We start from the raw sequence: 19724 nt of genomic DNA, 5'->3' as shown, positions 1-19724 counted from the left end.
TCAATCACCCGAGCCCGAGGCGGTAGCCGACGGCCTGGCCGCCTCGTCCTCAACGCAGTGAAGACAAGGCGGCCATCTGGTCCGGCTTCCCCTAGAACCTCATCGACATACCGGCGGTGAAGGTCGAGCGGTCAGCGTCCTTGAACTGCCCTGTATAGCCGGCGTTGATCTCGACGTTGGCTCCAAGATCCATGCTGAAACCGAAGCCGTAGCGGCCGACGGTCTCCCCGCGCTCGACGCCCGATACCGTGATCGGCGCGCCCGGGGCGCCTCCGAACCGGCCGACGACGGAGACGTCGGCGTCGGTCAGCATCTGCCTCACACCCAGTTCAGCGTAAGGCCTGATGACGGCGCCGCCGGTCGAAACGGTTCCGGAGAAGGCGACGCCCGCATCTGCGAACCACGCGTCGTTGCTGTCGCCTTGGACGGCAAGGGCGAAGGCGCCCGCTCCCTGCTCGGCCAGGGCATCCCGCTGGATGTCCATATAGGTCAGGCCGGCCCTGGGCGTGACCGTCGTGCCGCCGACGTCGAAGGCGTAGTCAACCGCCAGGTCAGCCGTCCAGCTTGTCACGCCATAGTCGGCGCGAGCCGGGCTTGCGCTGCTGACGGCCAGGTCGCGTGTCGTGGTCGCGTCGGAACCGTTCCAGGCGATCAGACCATGGACGCCGACTCCGCCCAGAACGGCATCGGCGTAGAGGCCGGCCATATAGCCGTCCGTGTCCGTGGTCGCCCCAAGCGTCGAGAGCGATTGATCGGTATTGATCTGGCCCACGAAGGCGCCGACCTGGGCCTGTCCGCCCATGCCGTAGCCCATGCCGGCGAAGAAGCCCCTCGTGTCCATGTCCGCGCTGGCGGCGCCCGTATCACGCTGGCCTTCGATTTCCGCGCTGCCGAAAAGGCCCTGACCGAAGGCGTAGAGGCCATCGCGCATAGGCGTGGTCAGCTTGATCGTGCGACTTGCATCAACGATCGAAAGACCGTTCTCGACGCCGATCTGCACGGCCGAACCATAGGCCTCAGGCGTCAAAGCGGCGAATGCCGGCTGGCTGATGGTCCCGTCAGCGGCGGTGAGGACGTTGAGCGCGCCGGTGAAGGCCTGGACGCCATAGCTGGCCCGCAACACCTGGTTCGCATAGTCGACGCTCGCCTGGACGTTGGTTGGATAGGCGCTGCTGTTGTTAAACTCGCTGCGGATCTGGATGCGGTTGCCGTTCTGCACGACGAAGCCGAAGACCGTCTCCGACTTGTTCACCGTGGTGAAGCGCCCGGTAATGGTGTCTGCGACCACGATGTCGAGCACCGAGCCCGCCGCATTTCCGAGCGCCCCGGTGATGTCCATCGTCGCGCCATCGGCGATCGTGAGCGTGCCGTTCACATCCAGCAGGTCGGTGCCTGCCGTCGGGGTCAGTTCGATGGCCAGGTGCGAACCGGCCGCCATCGTGACATTGCCGTTGACAGTCATCGTGCCCGGCGAAGCGCCCGGAGACAGCGTGCCGAGAACGTTGATGTTGCCGTTGACGATGCCCGCCGAACCGAACGTGGCGCCAACGGCCACGTCGATCCGTTCCGCCGAGGTCAGCGTGGTTCCCGCCTGACCGATAAGGCGGCCGGCGTTTACGTTGACGTCCCTCCAGCTCTGGTTCGCGGTCAGGCTGACCACGCCGCCGGCGACCTCGAGATTCTCGAAGGCGCTGAAGCCGGCGCCCGAGAAGTTGGTCGGCGCGGCGTAGGTGCCTGCCGTGTTCAGGGTCAGGGTGTCGATACCGTCACCGGCGTCGACGGTGCCCGTCACACTGCCCGCGCCGCCGAGTGCGAGGCTGTCATTCCCCGCGCCGAGGCTGACATCGCCATCGACGATACCGAGGGCTTCGACAACATCCGCGCCGGCTCCACCGGTGACATCCGCGGTCAGCGTGATGCCGCGGTTCACCGTCAGGCGGCCGCCGTCGACGCTCACGCCGTGTGCGAAGGTCGCGTTCTGGTCGATCACCAGCGCGCCCGCACCCGAAGCAGCCAGCCGTTCGAAACCGGTCTGGTCGAGGGAACTGAGCGCACGGGTGAACCCTTGCGCCTGGATCAGGGACAGGGTGTCGAGGCCGCCCTCGCCTCCATTGATCGCGCCCTGGATGTCTGCGCCGGAGGCCAGAACCAGAGTGTTATCGACATTGTCGGCGAAGTTGACGGTCGCCGCGGTGAGCACGACGTTCTCGCCCAGCGTCAGACCGCCTGCGGACGCCACGCTGTCGAAGCCGTAAGCGCCGCCATTGAGCACCAGCGAACCGCTGCCGGTCGCCTCCAGAGTCTCGAAATTCCGGATCTGCGCCGCCAGGACGGTGCGTTGATCGGCTCCGCCGGTTTCAACCTCGAGGCGGTCGGTTCCATCGCCGCCGTTCACCGAGCCGTTCAGTACGGCGCCGGCGGTCAGGGCCAGATGGTTGTTGGTGGCGCCTTGGAACGTGATCGACTGATCCCGGCCAATCTCGCCGGTCACGGTCAGGCGGATGTTGTCGGCCGCCGTGACGCGGACGTCCTCGAACGCGTTCATGTCGGCAATGGACGAGTCGCCCGCAAGGGTGAGGTTCATCCGATCCGTGCCGGTGCCGCCGTTCAGATCGCCGGAGAGCGCGCCGTTCAGCGTCAGGTTCAGCGTGTCGTCGCCACCATTCAGCTCGACACCGCCGACGAGGGCCGAACCGATGGTCACCTCCTGCGCGGTATCGTCCCCGATGATCGAGCCAACAGTGCCGCCGTTGTCGTCAAGGACGAGATTGGCGCCTTCGAACAACGCCAGACGGGCATAGTTCTGACCCGCGTTGAGCGCGATGTTCAGGGTGCCCGTGCCGAAGACGCCGAACGAGTTGAAGTTCCGGACATTCCCCGGGATGGACGCATCGGGATTTCCGCCCAGACGGAAGACGAAGGTGTTGTCCCCGTCGCCGCCGTCGATGTCGCCGTTCACCACGCCCCCGTCGCGGGCAATGTAGAAGTCGTTGCCGTCGCCGAGCAGCACGTCGCCGTTGATCACGCCGCGGTTGTCGACCGTGTCGGCGCCTCCTGCGAGCGAGATATTTCCGGCGAGGACGCCGTGCACTCTCACCGTATCCGCCGAGACGCCGCCTCTGACGTCATCGCCAAGCGTCGCACCGGTGTTAACGACCAGCGTTCCGGCGTTGACGTAGACCTCATCGAAGCCATCGACATCGACATCTATCTGGAATTCACCCGCGCCCTGGATCTCGAGCTGTTCGAAGTTCACATGATCAAGCGCGCCGAAACGACCAATCTCGCCCGCGTTCTGCACGAAGCGCAGGATGTCGCGTTCGACACCGCCTTCACCCCCGTCGACGCGACCGGTTATGCTCGATCCCGCGCCCAGGGTCAGAATATTGGAGGAAGAACTGGCGTTGTTGAACGTCACCCCGTTTGTTGCAGCGAGCGACGTGTTCGCCCCGAGCGTAAGACCTCCAACGCCCGTAACTGTGACGCTGTCGAACGCATAGGCGGCGCCGGTCAGCGCGAGAACGCCCCCGTTGCCGCCCTCGGCGACGAGGTCCTCAAACCCGGTAATCGACCCCGAGATCGTCGTGACGCCTGTCCGGGTCAGTCTGGCCGTCAGCGTATCGTCACCCTCCCCGCCATGGGCCGAACCGGCAAAGGTCGCGGCCTCGTCGATGACGAGATGATTGTCGTCGCCCAGGAAGTTCAGCGCCTGTCCGGCCGCGAACAGGCCATCCACAGTAAGCCTGTGGGAGCCGGCGATGTTGATCTGCTCGAAGCCGGCCGCGCCGTTTCCAAAGGTGGTCGCGCCCGTCAGTGTCAGATTAAGCGTATCGTTGTCGAGGCCGTCAGCGTCCTCCCCGCCATCCAGCACATCGGAGAGCCGTCCCGAGAACTCCATGTTTAGCGTATCGCTGCCGCCGCCGAGGGAGACGCCGCCGATCCTGGCCCCGTCCAGGATCGTCACAAGCTGGGCGCCATCGTCGCCGCGAATGAGGCCGGCGGTCCCGCCGCCGTCGGAGAGCGTCAGGTTCGCGCCCTCCCGCAGGCGGATCTCGTTGAAGTCGCTGTCCAAAGTCAGGTCGAGAAGGTCATTGGCGCCGCCGGCGGTTCCGACCACGTCGAGGATCTCGAAGGACATGGCCATCGGCACGCCGGTCGCGACGCCGTCGATGCGGAAGCCCAGCGTGTCGTCGCCGTCGCCGCCGTCCAGGAAGCCGGAGATCGAGCCGCCCGCCAGGTCGACCCGGTCGTCACCGCCGCCCATGGAGATGTCGCCCTCGATCGCGCCTTCGACGATCAGCCGTTCGCTGTTGTCGGACCCCTGGATCGTCTGGCTGGTGGTCGCCGCGGAAGCCAGGGTCGTGCCGGCCGCGACCCGCATCGTGATGTTGTCGAGCAGCAGGACGTCGAGATCCGTCGTCCCGCTCGCGGTCAGGATGCCTGTCGTGCCGGGCGTCTGCTGACGCACCGTCTCGAACTCCCTGAAGAAGTCGAAATTGATCGTCCGGTCGGCCGAGAGGTCGATCAACAGCGTATCGTCGTCGGCGCCGCCGAAAGCCGTTCCGGTAATGCTGCCGCCGGCCCAGACAAGCGTGTCAGCGTCCGAGCCCATCCGCAGATCGCCCTGCAGGACCGAGGCCCCGCGGGCTTCGAACCGGTCGGCGCCGTCCGCGAGATCGACGTTGCCGACGATCAGGCCGGCGCCGTCGTTGATGATCGCGTCCAGCGTGTTGAACGTCTGGATGGCGCTGGCCATGCTAGTAAATTGGGTGAATAAGCGGTTGTCGACGTACAGCTCGTCCGCGGTTGTATCCTGTCCGCTGCCGCGAATGGTCCCGCTGTTCGACAGGGCGAAGGTGCTGGTAACCTCACCGTTTGCAGTCCGGCCACTCGCGAAGACTGCGACGGAGAGGATGCCGGTCGCCTCAATCGTCCCCCCGACCGCGTTCGTGGCGTCCGCGTTTTCATCTTGAGCAACGGTCACCCCCAAGCCGGCGGAGAGTATCGCCGCAGAGGGAACCGCGACACCGCCGCCGTTGGCACGAATCATGCCGCTGTTCATGACGGTTAGCGGTCCTTCAGCCGCGACGACGGACAGGCCGACGCTTCCCACGCTGAATCCGTCAACTGTTCCGCTATTGGTCGCCGTGAGGCTGTCACCCCGAAGGATCGCGCCGGAGCCACCCGTGATCGCGCCGGTGTTTGCGAAGTTGAAGTGCGCCGCAACGGCTTGGGCGTCCACGCTGGCGCTTCCTCTCCCTTCTGCGCCCGTGATTTGCCCGGTGTTAAGGAACTCGATCCCGGATCCCGCGCCTTGATCGGGATAAATGTCGAGTCGGACACCGCCCGAATCCGCACTTCTGATGGCCCCGCTGTTGCTGAAGATAAACGGCCCAGCTCCAGCCGCCAGTTCAGATGTAATATTCACCCCGGCACCGCCGGATTGGGACCAGAACTCGCCGGTGTTGGAGAAGCTCTTCAGGCTTGCGTTACCGTCAGACGCAAAAGCATGGCCTGCGTTTGTACGAACCACGCCGCTGTTCTCAAAATCGAGGGCGCCGAAAAACCCGGTGACATAAATTCCGTCCAACTCGTCGACTTCGGGATCACCGGTTAACGAAATGTGGGCCTGATTGATGATCCGGCCATTGCCGGAAAGAGACAAACCATGGGTCAGTGGACCGGCGCCGCTGCCGCCCGTGATGGTGACGATCGTGCCGGCGTCGAACGCCTCGACGCCATAGCGTTCAAAACCGCTGACAGAGCCCCCGTTAATGGTCGCCGGGAGCGCGTGGGTGAAATTCCCGGCCGCAGAGTAGGAAAGGCCAAAGGCGTCACTGTCACCGCTGCCGCCGTCGATCAGGCCGTTGACGACGCCGATGACCTGGCCCGCCGCGTCAGCGGAAGTCAGGAACATGTCGGCACCGTCGCCCATGCGAACATTGCCGTTCATCACCCCGGCGTTGACGATGAGCGCGTCCGTGCCGTCGGAGAGGTCCCGATAGGCGTTGGTGGCGCCCGAAATCACGCCCGCCGTCCCGTTTCTCACGACGTGGAGATGCCCCCCGGTCGCGACGATGGCGGTCCCGGTGGTGCTTTCGATATGACCGTCGTTGAGGACGGTTGAACGGAAACCCTCCATGTCGACGGCATTGCCATGCATGGTGATCCGAGCGAAGCTCGTGGCGGACCGCCGGCTGTTGGTCAGCGTCCCGTCGTTCAGCAGAACGCCCGTGGACAGTCTGTCCGGGCTGGTGCTTCCGGGCCCGCCGATATCGCCCATCTCCTGGAGGGTGCCGTAGTTAATGAGTGATCCCTCGTCTACGTGCACAAGAATGGCGTTCTGCCTGACGAGATTGCCCTCCGAGTCAGTGGCGCTGCTATCCACCGCGCGCAGGGTGGAGTCCTCATCGATCGTTACAGACTGGCCGTCGACATAGATTCCAATGCCGTCGCGCAGGTCGATATCGGCCCCGACAAGGCTGAGCGTGGCGGCGTTGGAGACGTCAATCAGCCGCGCAGCGTCAACGCCTACGACCGTCCCTGACAGGATCAGGTTCAGCCGTCCCTCGACCCCGTCGAACTGGCCCGCGGTTGTCAGCTCTTCCACGTAGATGGCCGGCGTTGTCCCGATGGGCGACAGATACCCCGCCAGATTGATCGTTCCGTTGCCCGCCAGCCGTAGCGTTTGGTCGTAGGATCCGCTGGCCGGCGAGTTGAGCGTCAGGACGGAGTCCGCGCCGTAGGCCTCATAGACCACGCCATTCTCGAAGCCGTCGACGGAGATGTTGTCTTCCAGCAGGTTCCGCGTCTGCACGCCGGTCGCCGTCAACCAGAGCGAGTCGGAACCGCCGGGATCGTTGATGCCCGTGGCGAGCCCTGTGAGGTCGAGATCACCGTCCGCATTGACCCGGCTGATGTCGATGCTGAGCCGGTCATTGCCCGCGGACAGCTCGATAGCCGTGGAGGGGTCACGGCCTTCGCGCGCCTGAACGGCGACCTGCGCCTGCGCGGCCGTGGCGAACACCAGCGTGAAGGTCGCGACGCCCGCGAGCAGACCCGCACGCCGGCTGGCGACCGCCTTCGTCGTGTTGGCCGGAACGGACGGAAGCGAATGCGCGCCGATGTTCATCGTGATTTTCCCGTACAATACTCGCCGCACCCTCAAGCGGAGCGGCGTCGGTTGACTGAATGGACGGGAGTTGCGCCGCTCAGGCGTCACCTCCCCCGCCTGCCCTTGCTGCAAGCGCCGACACCACGCGACCGCTCGTCGATAAAAGTGGAGGTTGCAGCGACCAGCGCGGCGAGGAGGGCCACCGCGCGTGGGCGGAGAAGCCTATGCTCCGGTCGCGTTTGAGGGAGAGCTCCGGGCGATTCGTCCTGAAGGTCTCGCTGGACTGACTCGGCCGACACTGCCGCTCCAGATACGACTGAACGGTCGAGACCTTCCCGGTTATCGCCCTGCCGCAAGTGCGTCAGGCCATCAAACGCGCGTCGTCGTGTGACGTCTCGGGCGCGCCCGAAACCCGGGGGTCCGACCGATGCTGCGGCCGGACAGCGAAAGGGCCGCTCCGGTTTCCCGAAGCGGCCCCTCTCATTCCTGACCGGTTGGGACGGTCAGTAGCGGTAGTTGATCCCGACCGCGAACGTCCGGCCGTAGCTCTGGTAATCGATGGTCCGGCGCTCATCTCCGTTCTCGAAGGTCTTGAACGGCTCGTCGGTCACATTGTTGACCTGGGCGAGGATGGACAGACCGTCCAGAGGACCAGACTCGAAGGAGTAGCCGATCTGGGCGTCCACGACCGTCTCGGCGGCGACGGAACGCAGGGTGCGGCCGTTGCCGAAGCCAGCCACCTCACCGAGGAAATCAGACCGATAGCGGCTGGACATCCGGGCCTCGAAGCCGCCGCGCTCATAGTAGACCGTACCATTGACGACCGTTTCCGAGAGGCCCGGCAGGGCCGTCGGCGCCTGCGTTGGGTCGGGCTGGATTTCGCTGTCCGTCGCCGAGGCGCTGAACATGAAGCCGAACCCTTCAAGGACTGGATGGAAGATGTCGAGCGGCGCGGAGACCGCGAACTCGACCCCCTGTATCCAGCCGCCCTCGCCGTTGTCGGGGGCCGACGAGATCCCCTGATTGATGACCGGGACCACCCCGCCGGTCGGATAGCCGGTGAAGTCCATGATCTGGTTGTTGGTGTAAACGAAGGTCTCGAGATGTTTGTAGAAGCCGGCCAGCGAGACATAGCCGCGGCGGTTGGCGAAATATTTCTCGACCGAAATGTCCGCCACGTCGGCGATGTAGGGGCGGAGTTGCGGATTGCCGCCGCTGGCGCTCCAGGGCGAGTTCACGTCAGGCTGGGCGGTCGGAATGTTGTTGGCGACGTTGAACGAATAGTTCCTCGACGCCCGCATGTCGTCCATCCGCGTACGCGCCAGCGTGCGGGCCAGGGCGAAGCGGACGAAGGTGTCATCCCGGACTTCGAGGATGAAGTTCGAGCTGGGCAGAATTTCCAGATAGCTGTCGCCGCCGGACACCGCGATCGTCTCAGACACCCCGGGGCCGACCTGGCGGGCCGAGAAGCCGTCCGAGCTCTGGTCGGTATACACAAGCTGGATGCCGACGTTGCCGGTCAGGGGCAGGCCGAACAGGGTGTAGTCGATGTCGCCGATGGCGTACGCCGTCGACACCCGCTCGGTCACAGCCCAGTTGCCGGCGATGACGTCGGCGTTGGGGTTGCGGACTAGGTCCAGCAAGCCGCTGTTGACGACGCCGAGAGCGTCGTAACTGATCACCTGCGAGATGCCGAGATAGCCGAGGTCTGTCGGCGCCAGAAGCAGGCTGGCCGGCACGAACACGTCGCCGCCGCCGGGGACGCCGAGATAGAACTGGTCGTTGACGAAGTCCTTCTGGCGCTCCTGAAGATTGACGCCGAACTCCACCGAGCGGAAGGGCGCGTCATAGACGGTTCGCGTGGCGGTCAGGCGCACCGCCTTGATCTCATCGGTGACCTCCGGCGTATTCATATAGCCAACCTGGCCGCCGGGGATCACATCGCCGCCCCACCCCTGGGCGCTCGTGATGCGGATCAGGGTCGGGTCGGCATAGTTCAGCTGGCTGGTGAATCGGGTGACGCCGTCGTCGGTCAGCTCGAAGCCAAGCGTATCCAGCGCGCCATTGATGTTACGGCCGGTGCCGGCGTTGGTTTCGAGGATGATGTCGTTGCGCTCGACCTTCGAGTAGTTGAGGTCCAGGCCGAAGGTCCACTCGTCATTGGCGACGAACTCGGTGTTCCAGCCGAGGGCCGTAATGTTGCTGTCGCGCTTGTTCAGGTCGTTGCGGACGACGCCCTTGATGTTGTCCCAGGTCCCGGCGACGATCAGACCATCCTCGACCGTATAGCCGGGTCGAAGGGAGGGGCCGGGACGGCAAACCGGGCTCTGGACGTTGCCGCCTGCGGCGCAGGCGCCGGGCGTCGCTTCGGCGGAGCCGCCCCATGCGAGCGGGAACTCGATCCCCCGCAGGACCTGGGTGTTCTCGAACTCCGAATAGAAGGCGTCGAGGGTGGTGTGGAAGCGGTCGTTCGGCCGCCATTCCAGCACACCCATATAACCGTCGCGCTGCAACTCCGACGACATGACATAGGGCTTGACCCCGCCCGTCAGCAGATTGCCGTCGCTATAGTTCGGATAGCCCCACGCATTGAACCGTTCGGACTGATAAGGCGACGACATATGGGCGTAGCCGAGCGCGACCCCGATGGTGTTGTCGGCGAACTGGTCGATGTAGGAGAGGGTGAAACGGTCGCCGCTGTCGGTCGTGCCCGAGTTCAGGGCGCCGATGTCATTCCATTCATGCCGGTAGTTGGCCGCGATCGCCTGACGGCCATAGGCCAGCGGGCGCAGCGTGCGCATATCGACGGTGCCGGCCAGTCCCTGGCCGACCAGACGCGCGTCCGGGGTCTTGTACACGACAACGCTGCCGAGCAGTTCAGATGGGAACTGATCGAATTCGACGCCGCGGTTGTCGCCGGTGGTGACCAGTTCGCGGCCGTTCAGCAGGGCGGTGGTGAAGTCGGGGCCGAGGCCGCGGATGGAGATCAGCTGGCTGCGGCCGTCGAGGCGCTGCGAGGTCACACCTGGCAGGCGCGCCAGGGACTCGGCGATGGAGACGTCCGGTAGCTTGCCGATGTCCTCGGCCGAAATAACCTCGACGATCGAGGTGTTGTTGGCCTTGGCGGCGATCGACCGCTCGACCGAGGCGCGAATACCGGTGACGATGACCTCGTCGATCTCGGTCGCGTCGGGATCCTGCGGCGTGTCCTGGGCCGCGGCGCCTCCGGCGAAGGCCATGAAGCCTGCGAGACCGATGGCCGCGCCGGTAAGCAGACGCGCGCGTCGAGTGACTTGGGTTTTCATCGTCATTCTCTCCCTGGGGCCGGCGCATTTCTGTCGAAGCGTCCGGTCTGTCATCGCAAAGTTATGCAAACTTATGGGAACCGCGCAAGCGGGTAATCATGGCGCACCATGGCCGGCGTGGCGAAAATGTGACGACTAGTCACGCTCTATTGCACTGCACAAGGCGATTCTGCCCCGTACTGCCTCATTTCAGACATCTGTGCCCATGGATTGACAGATGCGCCTAGCGCTGCAAAATCTTGCAAACTGATCCAGCGAGCCACGTCGTTCGCGGACATGGAGAGGACGCCAGACCATGACGGGACGCCTCAACGGGTGGAATCGATTCTGTGTCGCAGCCCTGCTGGGAGGCGCGCTCGCGGGCGTCGGATCGCTCGCATGGGCCCAATCAGGCGCCGCTCTGGAGACTCTGCGTGAGCGACCGGCCGAGGACGAGGTCATCTACTTCCTCATGCCAGACCGGTTCGAGAATGGCGACACGGCCAACGACCGGGGCGGGGCCGTCGGCGACCGGCTGGTCACCGGCTACGACCCGACCGACACGGGGTTCTATCACGGCGGCGATCTGAAGGGCCTGACCGCACGGCTCGACTATGTCCAGGGCATGGGCGCCACGGCCCTGTGGATCGCGCCGCCGTTCCGGAACAAATGGGTTCAGGGCCCGCCCGGCCATGAGAGCGCCGCCTACCACGGCTACTGGATTACCGACTTCACGCAGATCGATCCGCACCTTGGGACCAATGCGGAATTCCGCGCCCTCGTCGACGCCGCCCATGCGCGCGGGATGAAGGTCTATCTGGACATCGTCATCAACCACACGGCCGACGTCATCCGTTACCGGGAGTGCCCGCAGAACGACTGCGGCTACCGGTGGAAGGGCGACTATCCGTACAGCCGCCGCGGCGGCCTGTCGGGCGAGGCGATCAACGCGGGCTTCACCGGCGCGCCGGGTGGCGACTTCTCGACCCTCACGAGCCCGGCCTATGCGTACACGCCGTATGTCCCCGCCGGCGAGCAGACCGTGAAGGCCCCGGCCTGGCTCAACGACGTCGGCCTGTACCACAACCGGGGCAACAGCGCCTGGTACAGCGAAGCCCGTATGGACGGCGACTTCGCAGGCCTGGACGACCTGTTCACCGAACACCCCCGCGTGGTGCAGGGCTTCATCGACCTCTACGGCCAGTGGATCGACGACTACGGGATCGACGGCTACCGCATCGACACCGCCCGCCATGTGAACCCCGAGTTCTGGCAGGTCTTCGTCCCCGCCATTCTCGAGCGGGCCCGGGCGAAGGGCATCCCGAACTTCCACATCTTCGGCGAAACCTACGACTTCCAGTCCGGCACGGCGGCCATGCACACGGTCGTGGACGGCCTGCCGACGGTGCTGGATTTCGCCTATCAGCGGGTCGTCCAGAACATGGTCACGGGCGTCCAGAACCCCGACGCTATGGGCTATCTGCTGATGGAGGACGCCATCTACGCCGGCGGCGTCGAGACGGCGCTGAAGCTGCCGACCTTCACCGGCAACCACGACATGGGCCGGATCGGACACCTGATCCTGCACGCGAAGCCCGACATCTCCGACGCCGAACTGCTGGACCGGTCCAGTCTGGCCCACGCCCTCGTCCTGCTCGGCCGCGGCGTGCCGGTCATCTACTACGGCGACGAGCAAGGCTTCACCGGCGACGGCGACGACCGCCGCGCGCGTCAGGACATGTTCGAGACCCGCGTCCCCTCCTATGCCGATGACCGCCGCATCGGTTCGGCCGCCGGCCCGTTCGACGCCAACGCCGACATGTACCGCCGCATCGCCGAAATGAGCCGCGCCCGCGCCGCCGACAAACGCCTGCGCCATGGCCGGGTCGCGGTGCGCACCGCCGACCAGACGCCGGGCGTTCTGGCCATCTCGCGTCTGGATGATGACGGCGAGACCCTGGTGGTGTTCAACACCTCGACCGAGGCGCGCGACGTCAATGTCGCCGTCGAAACCGGGTCCGCCGAATGGCGCGCCCTGATTGGATCGTGCCCCGCCCGCAGCGCCGCTCCGGGCTCAGTCTCCGTGTCCCTGCCCGCCCTGGGCTATCTTGTCTGCGTATCCGAAAGACCAGCGTGACCGCCCAGATTCTCGAACAACCGACCCCCCTGCCCGACGCTGCCGAATGGTGGCGCGGCGCCGTCATCTATCAGGTCTATCCGCGCAGTTTCGCCGACACCAACGGCGACGGCGTCGGCGATCTGGCGGGCGTCACGGCGCATCTGGAGCACATCGCCTCGCTGGGCGTGGACGGGGTCTGGCTCAGCCCCTTCTTCACCTCGCCGATGAAGGATTTCGGCTATGACGTCGCCAACTATTGCGACGTCGATCCGATCTTTGGATCCCTCGCCGACTTCGACCGGCTGATCGAAAAGGCGCACGAACTGGGCCTGAAGATCATCACCGATCTGGTCTTCGCCCACACCTCGGACCAGCACGCATGGTTCGAGGAAAGCCGGCAGTCGCGCACAGGGCCCAAGGCCGACTGGTTCGTCTGGGCCGACGCAAAGGCCGACGGTTCGCCGCCGTCGAACTGGCAGTCCGTGTTCGGCGGCCCCGCATGGACCTGGGACGCCCGGCGCGGCCAGTACTACATGCACAATTTCCTGCCCGAGCAGCCGCAGCTGAACCTGCACAATCCGGATGTGCAGGACGCCCTGCTGGACGCCGCCCGCTTCTGGCTGGACCGCGGCGTCGACGGCTTCCGATTCGACGCCATAAACTTCTCGATGCATGACCCGAAGCTAACGGATAACCCGCCCCTTCCTCCCGGCGGCAAGCGGACGCGGCCGTTCGACTTCCAGGACAAGGTGCACAACCAGTCCCAGCCCGGCATCGTCGACTTCATCGCCCGCATCCGCGCCCTGACCGACAGCTACGGCGGCCGCTTCAGCGTGGCCGAGGTCGGCGGCGACCACGCCGAACGCGAGATGCAGGCCTTCACCCAGGGCGAGAACCATCTGAACAGCGCCTACGGCTTCCTCTACCTCTACGCGCCTTCACTGGGCGCGGCGCTGGTGCGCGAAGGCGCCGAGGCGTGGCACGGACGCGACGGACAGGGCTGGCCGTCGTGGACCTTCTCGAACCACGACGCCCCGCGCGCCATTTCGCGCTGGGCCGAGGGTCGCGATCTGCGCGCCTACGCCGAGATGGCGATGCTGCTGCTGATGACCCTGCGCGGCAACGTCTTCATCTATCAGGGCGAGGAACTGGCACTGCCCCAGGCCGACGTGCCCTTCGACCGGCTGGTCGATCCCGAGGCCATCGCCAACTGGCCGCAGACGCTTGGCCGCGACGGCGCCCGCACCCCCATTCCGTGGACGGAGCATCTACCGCAGGCCGGCTTCTCGACGGTCGAGCCCTGGCTCCCGCTCGACCCGCGCCATGCGCCTCTGTCGGTCGACCGGCAGGAGAGCGACCCCTCATCCATGCTGCACGCCACGCGCCGTCTCGTCGCCTTCCGCAAGGCGCACCCTGCCCTGATGCTCGGCGAAATGACCTTGCTGGACCGCAACGACGACCTGTTGGCATTCGAGCGCGTCCACGACGGCGAACGTGTGGTGTGCGTCTTCAATCTCGGCTTCGAGCCCGTTGTCTGGACCCTGCCCGAAGGCCATCAGGTCCTCGAGGCGGTCAACCTCGGCTCGGCCGTCGATGGCATGCTTCCGCCGATGGCCGGACTGGTTCTGGCGGCGGGATGACCTCAGCCGCCGCAGCTCTCGCGCACGATCAGGTCGGTGGGGATCCGCTCCGACCGGCCGACGGAATCGCCGGGGTTGTCGAGCAGTTTGGACACCAGCAGACGGCCCGCCTTCATCGTGTCCTGTGCGATCGTCGACAGGGCGGGGCGGCTGTAGCGACTGAACGGCACATTGTCGAAACCGATGACCGAGACGTCCTCGGGCACCCGCTTTCCGGCATGCAGCAGGGCCCGCACGGCCCCCAGGGCGATCTGGTCCGAGGCGCAGACGACGCCGTCGAACTGCACACCGCGCCGGATCAGGCTGTCGACCGAAGCCTCGGCCGACTCGACCTCGAAATGGGCTTCCATGATCAGGTCGGGATCGACCTCGAGGCCGGATTTGGCCAGCGCTTCCAGGTAGCCGCGATGCCGCTGCATGGCCTCGGGCGGGTCGAGGTCGCCGAGGAAGACGATGCGTTTGCGCCCCAGCCGCGCGAGATGCAGCGTCGCGCGTCGGCCGCCCGCGAGGTTGTCGGACCCCACCGAACAATAGGCCTGATCCGACATCTGGGCGCCCCAGACGACGAACCGGCCCTCGGTTTCGGCCAGCCGGTTCAGGCTCTGATGCAGGGTGCTCTGTCCGAGAAAGATCACGCCGTCGGCGCGGCTCGTGTTCATCGCCGCCGACAGGTCGTCGTAACTGGTCGGCGAGAAATGGCTCATGATCACGTCGCAGCCGCGTTCGCGCGCCGCCTCGCCGACGCCGGCCAGAAGCTCGAGGAAGAAGGGGTCGCTCAGCCGCCCCTCGCGCCCCTGCGGACGCGGCGTCACCAGGGCGATCACGCCGTCGGCGCCGATGGGCCCGGCGGGCATGTAGCGGCGGAACGGATAGTCGTGCTCGCGCGCCAGCTTCCAGATCAGCTGTTTGGTCCGGGCGTTGACCGCCGGACTGTCGTTCAGCGCACGGGACGCCGTCGAGATCGACACGCCCGCCAGCTTGGCCAGATCTTCAAGACGGGTGTTGCGGCTCAAGCGGGCGCTCCGATCGATGTCCTGTCTGCAAAATTTGCTGCAAACCTTGCTTGTTCTGCGCTGCTGCGGCCGCGCTTGGCAAGTGCCGTTACGTGGAGTGCGTCCCGATGCTGACCCGCCGTTTCCTGATCTCGACCACCGCCCTGCTGGCGACGCTGCCCGCCGCGGCGCACGCGCAGAGCGGCGCACCGGCCCCTGCCGCCGCCCGCGCTTCGTCTCCTGACGGCGTCCTGTCCGTCGAGGTTTCGGTCACCGGCGAGGGTCGCGCGGACTACACCGTCACCCGCCTCGGCCGCACCGTGATCGCCCCCTCGCGTCTCGGCTTCCTGCTGACCGACGCGCCGAAGCTGGAGCGCAATTTCACCGTCACCGCCGATGCTCCGACCAGCCATGACGACACGTGGGAGCAGCCGTGGGGCGAGAAGCGCTTTATCCGCAACCGCTACACCCAGCTGCGCGTCCACCTGACCGAACGCAACGCCCCGAACCGGCGGCTCGACGTCGTCTTCCGCCTCTACGACGACGGACTCGGCTTCCGCTACGAAGTCCCCGAACAGCCCAACATGACCACCGTCAACATCGCCGCCGAACTGACCGAGTTCGCGGTCGCCGACGCCGGCACCGCCTGGTGGATCCCCGCCTTCGAATGGAACCGCGAGGAATACCTCTACAATCGCACCCGCATCGATGCGGTCGGCGTGGCCCAGACGCCGCTGACGGTGCGCACCGACGACGGCCTGCACGTCTCGATCCACGAGGCGGCCCTGACCGACTATTCCGGCATGAACCTGCGCCGGGTCGAGGGCGGACGGTTCAAGGCGGCCCTGACGCCCGGCCTGACCAATGCGGCGGTCCAGTTGACCGCGCCTTTCAGGACGCCGTGGCGCACAATCCAGATCGCCGACAACGCCGCCGATCTGCTCACCTCCAGCCTGATCCTGAACCTGAACGAGCCCAATGCCCTGGGTGACGTCAGCTGGTTCAAGCCGATGAAATACGTCGGCGTCTGGTGGGAAATGCATCTCGACACCAAATCCTGGGCTTCGGGTCCGAAGCACGGGGCGACCACCGAAAACGTCATCAAACACATCGACTTCGCCGCCGCGCACGGCTTCGGCGGCGTGCTGGTCGAGGGCTGGAACAAGGGTTGGGACGGCGACTGGTTCGGCAACGGCTGGGACTACAGCTTCACCGAGACCTACCCCGATTTCGACATCGAGCGGATCGCGACCTACGCCCGATCGAAGGGCGTGGAGATCATTGGCCACCACGAAACCGGCGGCAACGCCTTCCACTACGAACAGCAGATGGACGCCGGCTTCGCCCTGTACCAGCGGCTGGGCTGGCATTCGGTGAAGACCGGCTATGTCGCCGACGCCGGCGGCGCCCGCGTGCGCGGCCCCGACGGCTCGCCGCAGCTGGCCTGGCACGAAAGCCAGCCGATGGCCCAGCACCACCTGCGCGTCGTCCGGGCGGCCGCCCGCCACCAGGTCGCGGTCAACGCCCATGAGCCGTTCAAGGACACCGGGTTGCGCCGCACGTATCCGAACATGATTTCCCGCGAGGGCGCTCGCGGCATGGAGTTCAGCGCCTGGGGCCAGCCCGGCAACCCGCCCGAGCATGAACTGAACCTCGTCTTCACCCGCCTTCTCGCCGGGCCGATGGACTACACGCCCGGCATCTTCGGCATGAAGACGCGCGCGCCCGACGGGATAGCCACCACCTGGGCGAAACAGCTGGCCCTCTATGTGACCATCTACAGCCCCATCGTCATGGCCGCCGACCTGCTGGAGAACTACGAGGCCAACCCCGGCCCGTTCAAGTTCATCAAGGACGTCGTCACCGACTGGTCCGACACCCGGGTCCTGAACGGCGAGGTCGGCGACTTCGTCACCATCGCGCGCAAGGACCGCAACTCCGACCAGTGGTTCCTCGGCGCCATGACCGACGAGCACCCTCGCGTGCTGGACGCCCCCCTCTCCTTCCTCGACCCCGGCCGCCGCTACCGCGCCGAGATCTATCGCGACGCACCCGACGCCCACTGGAAGACGAACCGCGAGGCCATCGTCATCGAGGCGCGAGAGGTCACCGCCGCCGACACCCTGAACCTGCGCCTCGCCCCCGGCGGCGGCCAGGCCATCCGCTTCGTTCCGCTGGGCCGGGGCCGCCGCGCATGACCGCCGCCGCTGACACGGTCTGGCGTACGCGCCCGCGCCTGAGCCACCGAGGTCGACAACCTCGCCATCCTGTGGATCGCCGCGCCCCTGACCGGCCTGCTGGTCCAGCCGATCATCGGCCATTTCAGCGACAGGACCTGGGGCCCGCTGGGCCGCCGCCGCCCCTACTTCCTCGTCGGCGCCATCCTGACGTCGGCAGCCATGATCTACATGCCCAATGCCCCGTCCCTGTGGCTGGCGGCGGCGACCCTGTGGGTTATGGACGCGGCGATCAACGTCACCATGGAGCCCTTCCGCGCTTTCGTCGGCGACAACCTGCCCGACGAACAGCGCACCAGCGGCTACGCCATGCAGACCTTCTTCATCGGCGCCGGCGCCGTGCTGGCGTCGTGCCTGCCGTGGCTGCTGACCAACGTCTTCCACGTCGTCTCGACCGCGCCCGAGGGCGTGACGCCGGACTCGGTCAAACTGTCCTTCTACATCGGCGCCGCGGGCATGCTTCTGGCCGTGCTCTGGACCGTCTTTTCGACGCGCGAATACAGCCCCGAACAGATCGACGCCTTCGAGACCACCCGCACCGCCGCCCTGACCGCCCAAGGCGTCGACGACCGGCAGGCTCCCGCCCGCTCGCACCGTGCATACTATATCGGCGGATTGATCTGGAGCTTCGTCGGGGCCATCGGCATCGGCGTGGTTTCCTACACCGGACTCGAAAAAGAGCTCTACGTCCTGTTCGGCTTCCTTGTCGGCTTCGGCCTGCTGCAGATGGCCGTCGGCGCCCTGCACGCCGCGCGCCGTTCGAACAGCCTGACCGAGATCATCGACGACGTCTTCCGTATGCCGAAGACCATGCGCGGTCTCGCTGTGGTTCAGTTCTTCAGCTGGTTCGCCCTGTTCGCCATGTGGATCTACAGCACCGCCGCTGTCACAGCCGTCCACTACGGAACCAGCGACACCACATCAGCCGCCTATAACGAGGGCGCCAACTGGGTCGGCGTCCTGTTCGGCGTCTACAACGGCGTCGCGGCCCTCGCCGCCTTCGCCATTCCGGTCATCGCCCGGCGCACGGGCCGCAAGGCTGCGCACGCCATCAATCTGGCGCTCGGTGGTTTCGGCCTCATCGGCGTCTTCCTGATCCGCGATCCCCAGCTTCTGTGGCTGCCGATGATCGGCGTCGGCATCGCCTGGGCGTCGATCCTGTCCATGCCCTACGCCATCCTTTCAGGCGCGGTGCCGGGCCGGAAAATGGGCGTTTACATGGGCATCTTCAACATCTTCATCGTCGTGCCCCAGTTGCTGGCCGCCACCATTCTGGGGCTGATGCTGAAGAGCCTGTTCGACGGCCAGGCCATCTGGGCCCTGGTCCTCGGCGGCGTCAGCTTCTTCATCGCCGCCGCCTGCAGCCTGAAGGTCACCGAGCCGAAGGCCGAGACCGCATGACGCTGGACCGCCGCGCCGCTCTGACCGGCCTTGCCCTCCTGCCGCTGGCGACCGCTGCCCGCGCCGACCCCCCGACCGAGGGCCGTCTGGTCGAACACGCCCGAATGGCCTCGGCCCACATCGGGCCGCGCGACGTCACCGTCTGGCTTCCGCCCGGCTACGAAGCCTCGGACGCCCGCTACCCGGTCCTCTACATGCACGACGGCCAGAACCTGTTCGACGGGTCGCGCGCCGCCTATGGCAAGGAATGGGGCGTCGACGAACACGTTGCCCGCCTGTCCGCCAACGGCCAGATCCGCACCCCTATCGTCGTCGGCATCCACAACACCCCGCTGCGCCTGCGCGAATACATCCCCGCTGACCTGATCCGCGCCCTGCCCGAAGACATGCGCGCCGACATCCAGTCCATCTACGGCGGCGCGCCGCTGTCTGACGGCTATCTCCGCTTCATGGTCGAGGAACTGAAGCCCTTCATCGACCGGACGTACCGCACCCGTACGCGCCGCGACGACACCGTCGTCATGGGCTCGAGCATGGGCGGACTGATCTCGCTGTACGCCCTGATGAAACACCCCGGCGTCTTCGGCGCCGCCGGCTGCGTCTCGACCCACTGGCCCATCCGCATCGACCAGATCACGGACGAGGCCGCCCTGGCGCCCTGGCGCGAACGGCTGGTCGCGGCCTGGACCGGCGTGGTCCGCGACGGCTTGCCGAACCCACGGGGCCATCGCCTGTATTTCGACCGCGGCGACGAGACGCTGGACGCCTTCTACGCCGTCTTCCAGTCGCGCATCGACGACACCGTCCGCGCCGCCGGCTGGGGTCCCGACCGCTTCCGCAGCCTCGTCTTCCCCGGCGCCGAGCACAACGAAGCCTCGTGGAACCAGCGCCTCGACGCCCCCCTCACCTTTCTGCTGCCTGCCTGATGAGTTCCCCC

General features: G+C 66.2%; 7 protein-coding genes and 1 pseudogene. 5 read left to right on the top strand and 3 right to left on the bottom strand.

All coding sequences use genetic code 11. The features are described from left to right. Nucleotides 1-91 precede the first annotated feature (91 nt). Nucleotides 92-7132 carry an autotransporter domain-containing protein gene (locus ASD25_RS05750; RefSeq protein ID WP_056615425.1) on the bottom strand — a complete coding sequence of 2347 codons (7041 nt, stop codon included), beginning with the start codon at nucleotides 7130-7132 and terminating at the stop codon, nucleotides 92-94. A gap of 485 nt (nucleotides 7133-7617) precedes the next feature. After that, nucleotides 7618-10419, bottom strand: a complete 2802-nt coding sequence (locus ASD25_RS05745) for a TonB-dependent receptor (RefSeq protein ID WP_056615580.1) — start codon at nucleotides 10417-10419, stop codon at nucleotides 7618-7620. 295 nt (nucleotides 10420-10714) lie between these two features. Between ASD25_RS05745 and ASD25_RS05740 the strand changes: the two genes are divergently transcribed. Both ASD25_RS05740 and ASD25_RS05735 read left to right on the top strand, forming a co-directional pair. Continuing rightward, nucleotides 10715-12535 carry an alpha-amylase family glycosyl hydrolase gene (locus ASD25_RS05740; RefSeq protein WP_056615423.1) on the top strand — a complete coding sequence of 607 codons (1821 nt, stop codon included), beginning with the start codon at nucleotides 10715-10717 and terminating at the stop codon, nucleotides 12533-12535. Continuing rightward, a complete protein-coding gene (locus tag ASD25_RS05735) occupies nucleotides 12532-14157 on the top strand; it encodes an alpha-glucosidase family protein (RefSeq protein WP_235562628.1) in 1626 nt (541 codons plus the stop codon). The genes ASD25_RS05740 and ASD25_RS05735 overlap by 4 nt, the downstream gene beginning before the upstream one ends. A gap of 2 nt (nucleotides 14158-14159) precedes the next feature. Here ASD25_RS05735 and ASD25_RS05730 read toward each other — a convergent pair whose 3' ends face one another. Beyond that, the gene (locus ASD25_RS05730; RefSeq protein WP_235562632.1) at nucleotides 14160-15188 is read right to left on the bottom strand and encodes a LacI family DNA-binding transcriptional regulator; all 1029 of its coding nucleotides are present in this window, start codon (nucleotides 15186-15188) and stop codon (nucleotides 14160-14162) included. A gap of 89 nt (nucleotides 15189-15277) precedes the next feature. On the opposite strand from ASD25_RS05730, the gene ASD25_RS05725 reads away from it, so the two are divergent. The 3 genes and pseudogenes from ASD25_RS05725 (at nucleotide 15278) to ASD25_RS05715 (ending at nucleotide 19713) form a co-directional block, all read left to right on the top strand. Beyond that, nucleotides 15278-17347, top strand: a complete 2070-nt coding sequence (locus tag ASD25_RS05725; protein WP_056615417.1) for a glycoside hydrolase family 97 protein — start codon at nucleotides 15278-15280, stop codon at nucleotides 17345-17347. Nucleotides 17348-17395: 48 nt separating this feature from the next. Further along, a pseudogene (locus ASD25_RS05720) lies at nucleotides 17396-18787 on the top strand (MFS transporter); the annotation flags it as partial. Then, a complete protein-coding gene (locus ASD25_RS05715; RefSeq protein ID WP_056615414.1) occupies nucleotides 18784-19713 on the top strand; it encodes an alpha/beta hydrolase in 930 nt (309 codons plus the stop codon). The pseudogene ASD25_RS05720 and the gene ASD25_RS05715, both read left to right, overlap by 4 nt. Nucleotides 19714-19724 lie beyond the last annotated feature (11 nt).

It is taken from the genome of Brevundimonas sp. Root1423, from assembly GCF_001426805.1.
This window is presented reverse-complemented; position numbering and strand designations above follow the sequence as displayed.